We start from the raw sequence: 13,889 nt of genomic DNA, 5'->3' as shown, positions 1-13,889 counted from the left end.
AGTCTACGTGGGTGCCGCCCGGCCGATTCACGCCCGTTCCACACAGGCAGCCTGCTGCCCTCAGGCCTTCGGGTCCGAGGGCTCCCTCGGCCGCTCCTGCGCCGGCCCCCGCCGCACCGAACCCGGCGCGTTCCACTCCTGCTGCCTGCGGGCCCGCCGCTTGGCCGCCTCGGAGGACTGGAGCTGGTACGGCACCGAGGTCACCATGATTCCCGGCGTGAACAGCAGCCGGCCCTTCAGCCGCAGGGCGCTCTGGTTGTGCAGCAGATGCTCGTACCAGTGGCCGACGACGTACTCGGGGATGATCACGGACACCGCGTCCCGCGGCGACTCCTTGCGCAGTCCCTTGACGTACTCGATGATCGGCCGCGTGATCTCGCGGTAGGGCGAGTCCAGGACCTTCAGCGGTACGTCGATGCCGCGCCGCTCCCACTCGTCGCGCAGCGCCTTGGTCTCCGCGGGGTCGACGTTGACGCTCAGTGCCTCCAGGGTGTCCGAGCGCATCAGCTTGGCATAGGCCAGGGCGCGCAGCGCGGGGCGGTGGATCTTGGAGATCAGGACGACGGAGTGGACGCGGGACGGCCGTACGCTGTCGTCGCTCGGCCCCTCGGGGGCGGCGATCTCCTCGGCGACCCGGTCGTAGTGCTTACGGATGGCCGTCATCGTCGCGTAGAAGATCACCATGCCGAGCAGGGCGACCCAGGCGCCGTGCGTGAACTTGGTGACGAGGACGACCACCAGCACGAGGCCGGTGAAGAAGGCGCCGAAGGCGTTGATGGCGCGCGAGCGGACCATGTGGCGGCGCTTGGCCTTGTCCTGCTCGCCGGCCAGGTGGCGGTTCCAGTGCCGGACCATGCCGGTCTGGCTGAGCGTGAAGGACACGAACACGCCGACGATGTAGAGCTGGATCAGGCGGGTGGAGTCGGCGCCGTAGATCCACACCAGCAGTCCGGCGGCGCCCGCGAGGAGCACGATGCCGTTGGAGAAGGCGAGGCGGTCGCCGCGGGTGTGCAGCTGGCGCGGCAGGTAGCGGTCCTGGGCGAGGATCGAGCCGAGCAGCGGGAAGCCGTTGTAGGCGGTGTTCGCGGCGAGGAACAGCACCAGCGCGGTGGCTGCGGCCAGCACGAGGAACAGGAAGCTGCCCTTGCCGAAGACGGCCTCGGCGACCTGGGAGATCACCGGGTTCTGGACGTAGTCCGGGCCGAGCGGGACACCGTTGTGGAAGAGGTCGACGGCCGGCTTCTCGGCCATGCGGACGTCGGTCGCGGCGGCCAGCGCGATGATGCCGCAGAACATGGTGACGGCCAGCAGGCCCATCAACGCGAGTGTGTTCGCGGCGTTCTTGGACTTGGGCTTGCGGAAGGCCGGGACTCCGTTGGAGATCGCCTCGACGCCGGTGAGCGCGGCGCAGCCGGAGGAGAAGGCGCGCAGCAGCAGGAAGACCAGTGCGAAGCCGGCCAGGCCCTGGTGCTCGGGCTTGATGACGTAGTCCGCCGTCGGTGCCCGCATGGTGTCGTCCAGGACCAGTCCGCGGAAGGCGCCCCAGGCGATCATGGTGAAGACGCCCGCGACGAAGACGTACGTCGGGATCGCGAAGAGCGAGCCCGACTCCTTCACGCCGCGCAGGTTCATCAGCGTGAGCAGCACGATCACGCCGATCGCGCAGAGCACCTTGTGCTCGACCACGAACGGGATCGCAGAGCCCAGGTTCTCGATGCCGGAGGAGATCGACACCGCGACGGTGAGGACGTAGTCGACGAGCAGCGCGCTCGCGACCGTCAGGCCCGCCTTGGGGCCGAGGTTGGTGTTCGCCACCTCGTAGTCGCCCCCGCCGCTGGGGTAGGCGTGCACGTTCTGCCGGTACGAGGCCACCACGGTGAACATCAGCACGACGACCGCGACCGCGATCCACGGGCTGAAGTGGTACGCCGTCACACCCGCGATCGACAGGACCAGCAGCACCTCCCCCGGCGCGTACGCGACGGAGGACAGCGGGTCGGAGGCGAAGACGGGTAGTGCGATGCGCTTCGGCAGGAGTGTTTCCCCCAGCCGGTCACTGCGCAGTGCGCGCCCGATCAGGATCCGTTTGGGCACGTCGGTCAGTTTGGACACAACAGAGGATCGTAAGCGTTCGATTGCGGGCTCGCCCACCCGCCACCCCCATCGGCGTTCCGTCTGCTCTCCGAGTGAATTCAGGGGCTGCTGCGGCTGCGGATTCCGCAGGTCACCCGGTTCCCATGCCTATATGACTAAGCCCCGTCCACTCCGTGCCGTCGCCGCCCCTGGAGGCCCCATGTACCCGACCGCAGAACTGATCGGCGCCGCAGCCACACTGTTCGTCCTCGGAATCCTCACGGGGGCGAGTGTGCGGAGCATCAGCCGCCGCAAAGGGCTGCCGCCCGGCGCGCGATAGGAGTACGAGGAGGGTTTGGTACGAGGAGGGTTCGGCCATGAACAGACACCATCGCCGACCCCCATCCGTGCTCGCCGCCGCGGCCATGGCCGCCGGACTCGCTCTGGGGACCGCGTGCGGCGGTGACGGCGAAAGCACGACTGCGCCGAAGGGCGAGACGACCACGACCACCGCCCAGTCGCCCGGGGAAAACGAGCCGGCACCGCAGGGCGGGAGCGAACGGGATGACCTGGTCCGCTTCGCACTGGACGACCGCTCAAGCTTCGACCGCACCGCCGGCTACTGACCCCGGGCCCGCTCCAGCTCCGCCACCCCGGCGAGCAGTTCCTCCCGCCCGATGCTGTCCGTCCGGGGCGACGGGACCGTGCAGGCGTACGCCCCGGCCACTGTGCCGTGCAGGGCGCAGTGGTGGGGTGGGGCGCCGTTCAGCCAGGCGTGGAGGAACGCGGCGGCGAAGGCGTCGCCCGCGCCGTTGGAGTCGACGACGGGTGCGGGGGGCGTGGCGGCGGGTACGTGGGTCAGCTCGCCGTCGGCCAGCAGGTACGCCCCGTCCGCCCCGGCCGTGGCGACGACGACCCGGGCCCGGCCCCGCTCGGTGATCCGCCGCATGGTCCGCTCCGGGTCGGCCAGGGCCGTGCCGGACAGGAAGACGAGATCGGCCTGGTGGGCGAAGGGCTCGTGGTAGGGGTCGGACCCGTCCCAGTCGTGCAGGTCGGTCGAGATCGTGAGGCCCGCCTCGCGCAGGACGGGCAGCGCATGGGCGCACGGCTGGGTGATGACGACATGGGCGTGCCGGCTGGCCGCGGCCAGCTCCCGCAGCGTGGCCTCGGGCAGCCGGTCCGTCTCCGCCGAGCGGGTGGCGTCGTAGAGGGACATCCGTCTGCCGTCGGGGCCGACGAGGTTGACCGCGCGCTTGGTGCCGAGCGGCTGGGGGACGGCGGTGAGGGCGATACCGCGATCGCGGTGCAGGGCGCGGACCAGGTCGCCCTCGGGGTCGTCGCCCAGCATGTCGACGTGGTGCGTGCGCAGCCCCAGCGCGCTCGCGGCCAGCGCGACGAAGTCGCCGCTCTGGCCCGCGCGCGTCACGATCCCGGGCCGGATCATGTGGCTGTCGGCGAACGGCACGGGCAGCTCGGGCACGTGCACGATCGTGTCCACGCCCGCGCCGCCCAGGACGAGGACGTCGATCTCGGTACTCATGTCTGCTTCCTCCCCCGCCGAGGGCGGCAGGGCCCTCGGCAACCCCCTCGACTTTGCCGATACGTTGGAGTCGGGCAGTCGAACGCGGCACCGGCCCCGGAAGGCATCATGGCGTGATTCCACCGGCATGATGGTGCCTGGCGGCCCGCACTCAGGCCGCGACGTGGTGCCTGGCGAGCCGAAAGAGAGACATGAGCAGGACATTCATGATGGTCAGAGGGCCCGTAGGAAGCACGGTGTGACGCGATGCATATTGTGATCATGGGTTGCGGAAGGGTGGGCTCCGCCCTGGCCCAGAACCTGGAGCAACAGGGCCACACGGTCGCCGTGGTCGACCAGGACCCCACCGCCTTCCGCCGCCTGGGGTCCTCCTTCGGCGGCCGCCGGGTCACCGGGGTCGGCTTCGACCAGGACACCCTGCGCGAGGCGGGCATCGAGGAGGCCGGCGCCTTCGCCGCCGTCTCCAGCGGTGACAACTCCAACATCATCGCCGCGCGCGTGGCCCGCGAGATGTTCGGCATCGAGAACGTCGCCGCCCGCATCTACGACCCCCGCCGCGCCGAGGTCTACCAGCGCCTGGGCATCCCCACCGTCGCGACCGTCCGCTGGACGGCCGACCAGATGCTGCGCCGCCTGCTCCCCTCGGGCGCCGAGCCGCTGTGGCGTGACCCCACCGGGGGCGTCCAGCTCGCCGAGGTGCACACCTCCACCGCCTGGGTCGGCCACAAGATCAGCCGGATCCAGGAGGAGACGGGCGTGCGGGTGGCGTTCCTGACCCGGCTCGGCGAGGCGGTCCTGCCCACCTCGCAGACGGTGTTGCAGGAGGGCGATCTGGTGCACGTGATGATGCGCACCGACGAGGTCGACACGGTCGAGGCGGCGTTCGCCAAGGGTCCCGAAGAGGAGGGCGGTCACTGATGAGGGTCGCCATTGCCGGAGCCGGCGCCGTCGGCCGCTCGATCGCGGGCGAACTGCTGGAGAACGGCCACGAGATCTTGCTCATCGACAAGGCGCCGACCGCCATCTCGGTCGAACGCGTCCCGCAGGCCGAGTGGCTGCTGGCCGACGCCTGCGAGATCACGTCCCTGGACGAGGCGGCGCTCCAGCGCTGCAACGTCGTCATCGCCGCGACCGGCGACGACAAGGTGAACCTGGTCGTGTCCTTGCTGGCCAAGACGGAGTACGGCGTTCCGCGCGTCGTCGCCCGGGTGAACAACCCGAAGAACGAGTGGCTGTTCAACGAGTCCTGGGGCGTGGACGTCGCCGTCTCCACCCCGCGTCTGATGTCGGCCCTGGTCGAGGAGGCGGTGAGCGTGGGCGATCTGGTCCGCCTGCTCCGCTTCAGCCACGGCGACGCCAACCTGGTCGAACTGACCCTGCCGGAGGAGTCGGCCCTGGCCGGCACGCAGGTCGGGGACGTCGAGTGGCCCGAGGACACGTCCCTGGTCACGATCATCCGCGGCACCCGCGTCCTGACGCCCTCCCGGGAGGACTCCCTGGAGGCGGGCGACGAACTCCTCTTCGTGGCCGCACAGGCCCGTGAGGAGCAGCTGGAGGACCTGCTGTCGGTACGCCGGGACAGCGCGGCGAGCTGAGCGGGTCCCTGCGGGGAACAAGCAGGAAGGGGCGTCCCGGATCTCCGGGACGCCCCTTCCGCTTGCTTCACCTCTCGGCCGACCGCGTCGGGCGGCGGGTGGGCATAGGCCCTGGGGGTCTGGGGGCGGAGCCCCCAGTAAGTCCGGCACAAACGCCGGTCACTACTCGGCGGACCGAGTAGCAGCTCCCCGTTCCCTCTCCTCCGCGGCCTTCTCCTCCGCCTCCATCTCCGCGAACACGTCGATCGGCGCGGGCGCCTTCGCCAGGAAGACCCACGTCAGCCATACGGCGAGCAGGAACGGCGGGATCTTCAGGGCGACCAGGACCCAGCCAAGCTGTGTCGTGTCGGCCCACCAGTACAGCGGGAAGAGGATCGCGCACTTGGCGAGCAGGATCGCACCCCACGCGTAACTGGCCTTCGCGTAGGCCTTCTTGCGGCCGGGGTTCCGCGTGCGCCAGGAGAGGTTCTCCTTGAAGACCGGGCCGAGGATCAGCCCGATCAGCGGGACACCGCACAGGGTGGTGATGATGTACGCGAGCCCCAGGCCCAGCGTGTAGAGCATGCCGGGCAGGTAGAAGTCCTTGGCGTTGCCGGTCATCATCGCGAAGACGACACCGAAGGCCACGCCGAAGACACCGCTGAAGGCGTGCTTGACGGTGTCCTTCATCACCAGCCGGACCACCACCAGCACCACCGACACGGCCAGCGCCGCGATCGCCGACAGGTGCAGGTCCTTGTTGATCGTGTAGATGGTGACGAACAGCAGGCCGGGCAGCACCGTCTCGACCATGCCCCGCACGCCGCCGAACGCTTCGAACAGGGCGGCCTCGGTCACCGCCCGGGCGTCGTCCGCAGATGTCTCTTCGGTCGGCTTGTCGAGCGACGTCACCGGCTACTCCCGTCCGAGGGGTCTCAGTTCGTACTTGGGATTGAACAGCACGCGGCGGCCCCGGCTCATCGAGATCCGGCCCGATGCGATCAGCTTGCGCCCCGGCTCTATGCCGACGATGGAGCGCCTGCCGAGCCACACCACGTCCAGCGCCGCTGAGCCGTCGAACAGCTCGGCCTCCAGGGCCGGGACTCCGGCGCGCGGTCGCAGGGTGACCGTGCGCAAGGTACCAGTAACCGTCGCTATCTGCCGGTCCTGACAGTCTCCGATCCGGATACAGCCCGCGGTCTCGGTGTCCTCGCGCAGTTCCTCGGACTCCAGGTCCTCCTGCGACGAGGAGAGCCGGTCGAGCATACGCCGGAACCGGCCCGCCGGCTTGTGCGAACGAGGAACAGCACTCATGTCTAGAGCCTACCGGGGCCTGCTGACAGCGACGAAGCCCCGGGCGAGGACCTTACGTCTCGAACCGGTAGCCCATCCCCGGCTCCGTGATGAAGTGCTTCGGATGGGAGGGATCCGCCTCCAGCTTCCGCCGCAGCTGCGCCATGTACACGCGCAGATAGTTGGTCTCCGTCCCGTACGACGGCCCCCACACCTCCTGGAGCAGCTGCTTCTGCCCGACCAGGCGGCCGCTGTTGCGGACGAGGACCTCCAGCAGGTGCCACTCCGTGGGGGTCAGCCGTACGTCCTTCCCGGCGCGGTCGACCTTCTTCGCGGCCAGGTCGACGGTGAACTCGCCGGTCTCCACGATCACGTCGCCCTCACCGCCCCCGGGCGGCTCGGCCCGGCGCACGGCGGCCCGCAGCCGGGCCAGCAGTTCGTCCATGCCGAAGGGCTTGGTGACGTAGTCGTCGGCGCCCGCGTCCAGCGCCTCGACCTTCTCGTCGGAGGAGTGCCGGGCGGACAGCACCAGGATCGGCACCCGGGTCCAGCCGCGCAGGCCCCTGATCACCTCGACGCCGTCCATGTCGGGCAGGCCGAGGTCGAGGACGACCACGTCCGGGTGGCGGGCGGCGGCGAGCTGGAGGGCGGTGGCACCGTCGTGGGCGGCGTCGACCTCGTACGTGCGTGCCCTGAGGTTGATCACGAGGGCGCGCACGATCTGCGGCTCGTCGTCGACCACCAGCACCCGGGTCATGAGGCCCGCCTTTCCGGTTCGGCTGCGTGTTCCGCCACGGGGAGATGCTCCGGACGCGGTCCCGCCGCGCGAAGGGTGAGGACCATGGTGAGCCCGCCGCCCGGGGTGTCCTCGGCGGCGAGCGTGCCGCCCATGGCCTCGGCGAAGCCGCGCGCCACCGCGAGCCCCAGTCCCACGCCGGCGCCGCGCGGGGCGTCGCCGTAGCGCTGGAAGGGCTCGAAGATGCGGTCCTTGGCCTCGTCGGGGACGCCCGGCCCCCGGTCGACCACCCGCACCTCGACCCGGTCGGCGAGCGCGCTGGCTGCCACCAGCACGGGCGTGCCGGACGGACTGTACCTGACGGCGTTCTCGACGAGGTTGGCCATGGCCCGCTCCAGCAGTCCGGGGTCGACGCCGACCATGGGCAGGGTCTCCGGGACGTCGAGGTCGACGCTGCCCTCGGGTACGCCGCCGAGCGCCGTCGGCACCACCTCGTCGAGGTCGATCTCGCGGATCAGCGGGATGACCGTGCCGGTCTGGAGCCGGGACATGTCGAGCAGGTTGCCGACGAGATGGTCGAGGCGGTCGGCGCCCTCCTCGATGCCCTCCAGCAGCTCCGCCCGATCCTCCTCGGACCACTCGACGTCCTCGGAGCGCAGGGAGGTCACCGCCGCCTTGATCCCGGCGAGCGGGGTGCGCAGGTCGTGGCTGACGGCGGCGAGCAGCGCCGTACGGATGCGGTTGCCCTCGGCGAGCGTGCGGGCCCGGTCGGCCTCCTCCTGGAGCCGGCGGCGGTCCAGCACGACGGCGGCCTGGGCGGCGAAGGCGGCCAGCACGCGGCGGTCCTCGGCGGGCAGGACGCGGCCGGTCAGCGCGAGCGCCATGTGGTCCCCGACCGGCATGTCCACGTCCGCCTGGTCGGGCCGCTCGACGGGACGTCCCTGCCCGACGCGGCCGGCGCAGGTCCACGGCTCGACGTCGCTCGCCCTCTCCAGCAGGGCCGCCGACTCCATGCCGAAGGTCTCCCGGACCCGTTCCAGCAGGTCCTCCAGGCCGGTCTCGCCGCGCAGCACGTTGCCCGCGAGGAAGGAGAGGATCTCGGACTCGGCCCGCAGCCGGGCGGCCTGGTGGGTGCGGCGGGCGGCGAGGTCGACCACGGAGGCCACCGCGGCACCGACGGCGACGAAGATCACGAGGGCGACGATGTTCTTCGGGTCGGCGATGGTCCACCGGTGCAGGGGCGGCGAGTAGAAGTAGTTCAGCAGCAGGGAGCCCACCGCCGCCGAGGCCAGCGCCGGGAACAGCCCGCCGAGCAGGGCCGCCGCCACGGTCAGCGCCAGGAACAGCAGCATGTCGTTGGCGAGGCCGAGGTCGACGGCGTTGAGCAGCGCCGCGAGGACCGGCGGGCCGGCGACCCCGACCAGCCAGCCCCACACCCGCCGGGACCGCCCGAGGCGCGCGCCCCGGGCCACCGGCAGTCCGCGGCCCTTGGCGACCTCGTCGTGGGTGACGATGTGCACGTCGAGGTCGGACCCGGACTCCCGGGCGACGGTCGCGCCGACGCCGGGCCCGAAGACGTACTGCCAGGTCCTGCGGCGCGAGGAGCCCAGCACGATCTGGGTGGCGTTCACACCGCGGGCGAAGGCGAGCAGCGCGGCCGGTATGTCGTCGCCGACCACGTGATGGAACGTTCCGCCGAGGTCCTCGATGAGGGTCCGCTGCACCGCCAGTTCCTTGGGCGAGGCCGAGGTCAGCCCGTCGCTGCGGGCTATGTAGACGGCCAGCACCTCGCCGCCGGCGCCCTTCTCGGCCAGCCGCGCGGCCCGGCGGACCAGCGTCCGGCCCTCCGGGCCGCCGGTCAGGCCGACCACGATCCGCTCGCGCGAGCCCCAGATCCTCGACACCCGGTGGTCGGTGCGGTACTGGGTGAGGTAGGCGTCGACCCGGTCGGCCACCCAGAGCAGCGCCAGCTCGCGCAGGGCGGTCAGGTTGCCGGGGCGGAAGTGGTTCGACAGGGCCGCGTCGACCTTGTCGGGTGGGTAGATGTTGCCGTGCGCCATCCGCCGCCGCAGCGCCTCGGGCGACATGTCGACCAGCTCGACCTGGTCGGCCCGTCGCACCACCTCGTCCGGCACGGTCTCCTGCTGCCGCACCCCGGTGATCGACTCGACGACGTCGCCCAGTGACTCCAGGTGCTGGATGTCGACGGTCGAGATCACGTCGACACCGGCCGCCAGTAGTTCCTCCACGTCCTGCCAGCGCTTGGCGTTGCGCGAGCCGGGGATGTTGGTGTGGGCGAGTTCGTCGACCAGGGCGACCTGGGGGCGGCGGGCGTGGACGGCGTCGAGGTCCATCTCGGGGAAGACGCCGCCGCGGTACTCCAGCCGTCTGCGCGGCACCGTCTCCAGGCCGTGCAGCATCACCTCGGTGCGGGGGCGGTCGTGGTGCTCGACGAAGGCCACCACGCAGTCCGTGCCCCGCTCGACGCGACGGTGCGCCTCGGACAGCATCGCGTACGTCTTGCCGACGCCCGGTGCCGCACCGAGGTAGATCCGAAGCTTGCCGCGTCCCATGGTCTCATTGTCTTCCGGTCTGCCGACTGCGCAGCGTCGACCTTACGGCCGTCAATCACGACATATGGGTGCCGGGCACGGCAGTGGGACGTCTTTGACGGAACTCTGACGCGCCCGGCCGTTCGGCGGGTCCCCGGCACGAGAAAGGGCCGCACCCTCTGGGGAGTGCGGCCCTGGTGTCTCTACGACGATCAGCGGACCTCGGTGATCTCCGGTCCGCGCTGGAGCTGGCCCATTCCGCCGGCGAAACGGGAACCCTCCTCTTCCTGCTGGACGCTCTCGGGGACCATCTGGGCGTCGTTGGGCAGCTTCAGGACGATCGGGTCGCGGGGCGCCATCGGGCCCTCGCCGCGGACCACGACCGTGTCCCGGAAGATCTGCTCGAGCAGTCCGGCGGCCTGCGGCTGCACCGCGCCCTGGCCCGAGATGACCCCGCGCAGGAACCAGCGGGGGCCGTCCACACCGACGAACCGCACGACCTGGAAGCCGCCGGTGCCGTCCGGCAGCTGCACCGGCACCTGGGCCCGCAGCTCCCAGCCCAGCGGCCCCTCGACCTCGTCGACGATGCCGCCCTGCTGGGTGATGCCCGAGCCGATCTCCTCGCGCACCTCGCCCCAGATGCCCTCACGCTTGGGCGCGGCGAAGGCCTGCAACTGGATGGCGCTGTCCCGCAGCACGACCGTCGCCGCGACGATCGCGTCACCCGCGACCTCGACGCGCAGCTCCATGCCGTCGACGCCCGGCACGAACAGACCGCCCAGGTCGACCCGGCCCTCGCCCGGGTCGCGGACCTCGGAGCTGTCCCAGGGCCCGTCGGGCCGCGGCGCCGGCTCGAGCCTCAGGCGCTCGCCCTCGCCGCCCGCCTCACTGTCGACACCGTCGACGACCTGCTCGGCCTCGCCGGCCGCGTCCTCGGCGGCATCCCTCTTCTTGCGACGTCCGAACACGTCACTGTCCTTCCCGGTCGGATACGACCGAAGCGTATCGATTCCCACCCGCCTGACCGCCCAGGGCGGCCTGACCGCTTGTGCCGCTCGTCCCGTCCACCGCGGCGTGCCCTCCGGTGGACCCGAAGCCCCCCTCGGCCCGCGCGGAGCCGGGAAGCTCCGCCACCTCCTGGAAGCGGACCCTCTCGACCTGCTGGACGACCAGTTGGGCAATCCGGTCGAAGCGCTCGAACCGCACGCCCTCGCGCGGGTCGAGATTCACCACGATCACCTTGATCTCCCCACGGTACCCGGCATCAACCGTCCCCGGGGCATTCACCAGGGCGACGCCGCAACGGGCGGCCAGGCCGGACCGAGGGTGCACGAAGGCCGCGTACCCCTCCGGCAGCGCCACAGACACTCCCGTGGGCAGCACCACCCGCTCGCCCGGCGCCAGTTGGCACGCCTCGGTGGTGCGCAGATCGGCTCCCGCGTCCCCGGGGTGCGCATACGACGGAAGCGGTACGTCCGGATCGACGCGCCGGATCAGCACGTCCACGGGCTGACGGCTCACCGGGCTCGTAGGAGTCATGGGTCCTTCCGGACTGAGGGGGCTCGTGGGGGTCATGAGAGAAGCGGGTGTTGCGGGGGTCATGGGGCTCAAGAGGCTTTCCGTGCTCACGGGTTCACCTCGAAGGCGCGGGCACGCCGGATCTGGTCCGGGTCGTTCATGGCCGCCTGGATCTCCTCCTGGCGGCCGTGGTCGACGAAGTGGTCGACCTTCACCTCGATGAAGAGCGCGTCGGCACGGACCCCGACGGGCCCGTCGGGGCCGCCGACGCGTCCGGTGGCGGTCGAGTAGATCTTCCGCCCGGCCACCGCCGTCACCTCCGCCTCCAGGTACAGCGTGGTGCCGACGGGCACGGGCCGTACGAAGTCGGTCTCCAGCCGCCCGGTCACGGCGATGGTGCGCAGCAGCCAGTTCAGCGAACCGAGGGTCTCGTCGAGGGCGGAGGTGAGCACACCGCCGTGGGCGAGGCCCGGGGCGCCCTGGTGCGCGGGCTGCACGGTGAACTCGGCGGTGAGTGACACACCCTCGCCGGCCCGTGCCCCCAGGTGCAGCCCGTGCGGCTGGTCGCCGCCGCAGCCGAAACACTGGCCGTAGTGCGTGCCGAGCAGCTCACCGGGCGCCGGGGCGTCCGGATGCCGCACCGGTCGCACGGCGTCGGCCGGAGGCTGGAGAGCAGTGGAAGTACGACTCACAGCCGGAGACCTTACCCGCGCGTCGGCCCCTTCCGGACACCGTGCCAAGCTTGGCTTCATGCAGCTCTCCGCCGCCCCTTACGAAGAACGCCTGACCGCTCCCCGGTCCTGGTGGCTGATCTCGTTCCTCGTCGGGGTCTCCATGGCCCTGGTCCTGCTCCCGTTCGGCACGCTGCCGATGCTCGGCGGCCTGGCCGGGGGCACCGCGGTCGCGGCCGTCGCCGCGAGTTCGTACGGCTCGGTCCGCATCCGTGTGGTGGGCGATTCACTGATCGCGGGCGAGGCGAAGATCCCGGTGGCGGCCCTGGGCGAGGCCGAGGTCCTGGACGGGGAGGAAACCCGTGCCTGGCGCACCTACAAGGCCGACCCGCGCGCCTTCATGCTGCTGCGCGCCTACATCCCCACGGCCCTGCGCGTGGAGGTCACGGATCCGGAGGACCCGACTCCGTACCTGTACCTCTCCACGCGCGAGCCGGAGCGCCTGGCGGAGGCACTGAGGTCGGCCAGGCCGGCGTAGCACACCTGCGCGGGGCGTCATCCGGCAGCGGGGGGGGGCGGACCGGCGGCATGTGCGGGCGCGGCCCCCCAGGGTCCGTCGTCTCGGCGTCGCCTCAGTGTCCGTCGTCGCGCTTGTCGCGTCTGCCGTCGTGCTTTTCGTTCTCATGGCGACCCAAGGGGTCGTCGGTGATCTCGCCCATCTCCAGGGCGTCCGCCGGACGTTCCAGGACGGGGAGTGGCTCCAGGGCCTCCCAGGGCACCTGGATCCTGCGCAGATCCTCGCGGATCCGGGCGGCGAGCTTTCTCGTCTCGCTGCGGTTCATCGCCGCCCCGACGGCGGCGCCCACCATGAACGGCACCAGGTTCGGCATGCTGCGGACCATCCGCTTCATGATCCGCTGCCGCAGGTCCCGCTTCATGCGGCTGTTCAGCGCCGTGCTCAGCGTCGACGGCTTCGTCGCGTCGATCCCGCGCTCCCCCGACCACGAGTGGAGGTACGCGGTGCTGCGCTGCTTGAGGTTGCCGGGCGGTCGTACTCCATAGACCTCGTGGAGCTCGGCGATCAGCTTCAGCTCGATCGCCGCGACGCCGGTGACCTCGGCGGCCAGCTCCGTCGGCATCGCGGGCGGCACGGGAAGCATCGCGGCCGCGCCGATGCCGGCTCCGACCGTCGCCGTCGCCTTCGCCGCGCCCGCGACGAGTTTGTCCGCGAGCTCTTCGGGCCCCAGGCCCGGGAACTGCCTGCGGAGCGTCGCCAGGTCCCGTACGGGGACGCGCGGGGCCAGTTCGATGATCCGGTCGGCGAGATGGGCAAGCCCGGCCCGGGCCCGGACCGAGCCCTTGCGGGCACTGTCCCTGGCCCGCTCCCGGAGCGTCCCCGCCGTCCGCCGGGCGACGGGTGCGGGGACGTCCACGGATGCCGGGAGGTCATCCCGGTCCGCTGCCTGTTCGGGCGAGGCCGCCCCCGTACCGGTTGAGCCCCGCTCGTCGTCACGCGCGCCGTGCTTCGGGCCGTCGATCGGCCCTTGGTCCGCCTTCCGTTTGGAGAAGCGGCGCTTCCAGGGAGGGGTCGAGCCAGTCACGGCCGACCCGTCCTCAGTCGCAGTCGCGGCAGATCGGCTGGCCGTTCTTCTCCCGGGCCAGCTGGCTGCGGTGGTGCACCAGGAAGCAGCTCATGCAGGTGAACTCGTCCTGCTGCTTCGGGAGCACTCGGACTGCGAGCTCCTCGTTCGAGAGATCGGCGCCGGGCAGTTCGAGGCCCTCTGCGGCCTCGAACTCGTCGACGTCCACTGCGGAGGCCGACTTGTCGTTCCGCCGAGCCTTCAGCTCTTCGAGACTGTCCGAGTCAACGTCGTCATCGGTCTTGCGTGGAGTGTCGTAATCGGTTGCCATGTCGCTCTCCCCCTCTGGGTG

The 13,889-nt window shown here is 71.2% G+C and carries 15 protein-coding genes; 4 read left to right on the top strand and 11 right to left on the bottom strand.

Going from position 1 to position 13,889, the window contains the following annotated elements:
* Positions 1-60: 60 nt before the first annotated feature.
* Positions 61-2,112: an APC family permease gene (locus HDA41_RS29945; protein WP_184989410.1), complete on the bottom strand. Its 2,052-nt coding sequence runs from the start codon at positions 2,110-2,112 to the stop codon at positions 61-63.
* A gap of 338 nt (positions 2,113-2,450) precedes the next feature.
* Between HDA41_RS29945 and HDA41_RS29940 the strand changes: the two genes are divergently transcribed.
* A complete protein-coding gene (locus HDA41_RS29940) occupies positions 2,451-2,699 on the top strand; it encodes a hypothetical protein (protein ID WP_184989407.1) in 249 nt (82 codons plus the stop codon).
* Here the strand turns inward: HDA41_RS29940 and HDA41_RS29935 are convergent.
* Positions 2,693-3,613, bottom strand: a complete 921-nt coding sequence (locus HDA41_RS29935; RefSeq protein WP_184989404.1) for an adenosine kinase — start codon at positions 3,611-3,613, stop codon at positions 2,693-2,695. The genes HDA41_RS29940 and HDA41_RS29935 overlap by 7 nt on opposite strands.
* A gap of 246 nt (positions 3,614-3,859) precedes the next feature.
* On the opposite strand from HDA41_RS29935, the gene HDA41_RS29930 reads away from it, so the two are divergent.
* Positions 3,860-4,531: a potassium channel family protein gene (locus HDA41_RS29930; RefSeq protein ID WP_003993522.1), complete on the top strand. Its 672-nt coding sequence runs from the start codon at positions 3,860-3,862 to the stop codon at positions 4,529-4,531.
* Complete coding sequence (locus tag HDA41_RS29925) at positions 4,531-5,208, top strand: potassium channel family protein (RefSeq protein ID WP_184989401.1); 678 nt, start codon at positions 4,531-4,533, stop codon at positions 5,206-5,208. The genes HDA41_RS29930 and HDA41_RS29925 overlap by 1 nt, the downstream gene beginning before the upstream one ends.
* 162 nt (positions 5,209-5,370) lie before the next feature.
* Here the strand turns inward: HDA41_RS29925 and HDA41_RS29920 are convergent, their stop codons facing one another.
* The 7 genes from HDA41_RS29920 to HDA41_RS29890 form a co-directional block, all read right to left on the bottom strand.
* Complete coding sequence (locus tag HDA41_RS29920; protein WP_184989397.1) at positions 5,371-6,099, bottom strand: DUF3159 domain-containing protein; 729 nt, start codon at positions 6,097-6,099, stop codon at positions 5,371-5,373.
* Between the two features lie 3 nt (positions 6,100-6,102).
* Positions 6,103-6,501, bottom strand: a complete 399-nt coding sequence (locus tag HDA41_RS29915; RefSeq protein WP_184989393.1) for an OB-fold nucleic acid binding domain-containing protein — start codon at positions 6,499-6,501, stop codon at positions 6,103-6,105.
* Positions 6,502-6,553: 52 nt separating this feature from the next.
* Positions 6,554-7,237: a response regulator gene (locus HDA41_RS29910; RefSeq protein ID WP_184989388.1), complete on the bottom strand. Its 684-nt coding sequence runs from the start codon at positions 7,235-7,237 to the stop codon at positions 6,554-6,556.
* A complete protein-coding gene (locus HDA41_RS29905; RefSeq protein ID WP_184989385.1) occupies positions 7,234-9,789 on the bottom strand; it encodes a sensor histidine kinase in 2,556 nt (851 codons plus the stop codon). The genes HDA41_RS29910 and HDA41_RS29905 overlap by 4 nt, the downstream gene beginning before the upstream one ends.
* Before the next feature lie 191 nt (positions 9,790-9,980).
* On the bottom strand, positions 9,981-10,736 hold the full coding sequence (locus HDA41_RS29900) for a DUF3710 domain-containing protein (protein WP_184989382.1): 756 nt from the start codon (positions 10,734-10,736) through the stop codon (positions 9,981-9,983).
* Between the two features lies 1 nt (position 10,737).
* On the bottom strand, positions 10,738-11,307 hold the full coding sequence (gene dut / locus HDA41_RS29895; RefSeq protein ID WP_184989380.1) for a dUTP diphosphatase: 570 nt from the start codon (positions 11,305-11,307) through the stop codon (positions 10,738-10,740).
* An 86-nt stretch (positions 11,308-11,393) separates the two neighbouring features.
* Positions 11,394-11,978, bottom strand: a complete 585-nt coding sequence (locus tag HDA41_RS29890; protein ID WP_184989377.1) for a PaaI family thioesterase — start codon at positions 11,976-11,978, stop codon at positions 11,394-11,396.
* Positions 11,979-12,036: 58 nt separating this feature from the next.
* Between HDA41_RS29890 and HDA41_RS29885 the strand changes: the two genes are divergently transcribed.
* Positions 12,037-12,495, top strand: coding sequence for a DUF3093 domain-containing protein (locus HDA41_RS29885; protein ID WP_184989374.1), 459 nt, complete (start codon positions 12,037-12,039; stop codon positions 12,493-12,495).
* 94 nt (positions 12,496-12,589) lie between these two features.
* On the opposite strand, the gene HDA41_RS29880 is transcribed toward HDA41_RS29885, so the two are convergent.
* Both HDA41_RS29880 and HDA41_RS29875 read right to left on the bottom strand, forming a co-directional pair.
* Positions 12,590-13,558 carry a hypothetical protein gene (locus tag HDA41_RS29880; protein WP_184989369.1) on the bottom strand — a complete coding sequence of 323 codons (969 nt, stop codon included), beginning with the start codon at positions 13,556-13,558 and terminating at the stop codon, positions 12,590-12,592.
* A gap of 13 nt (positions 13,559-13,571) precedes the next feature.
* Positions 13,572-13,868: a DUF4193 domain-containing protein gene (locus HDA41_RS29875; RefSeq protein WP_003993510.1), complete on the bottom strand. Its 297-nt coding sequence runs from the start codon at positions 13,866-13,868 to the stop codon at positions 13,572-13,574.
* Between the last annotated feature and the right edge of the window lie 21 nt (positions 13,869-13,889).

Origin of the sequence: Streptomyces caelestis (assembly GCF_014205255.1) — a bacterium.
Lineage (GTDB): Bacteria > Actinomycetota > Actinomycetes > Streptomycetales > Streptomycetaceae > Streptomyces > Streptomyces caelestis.
Note: the sequence above shows the minus strand (reverse complement) of the source record. Positions and strands in the feature narration are given on the sequence as shown.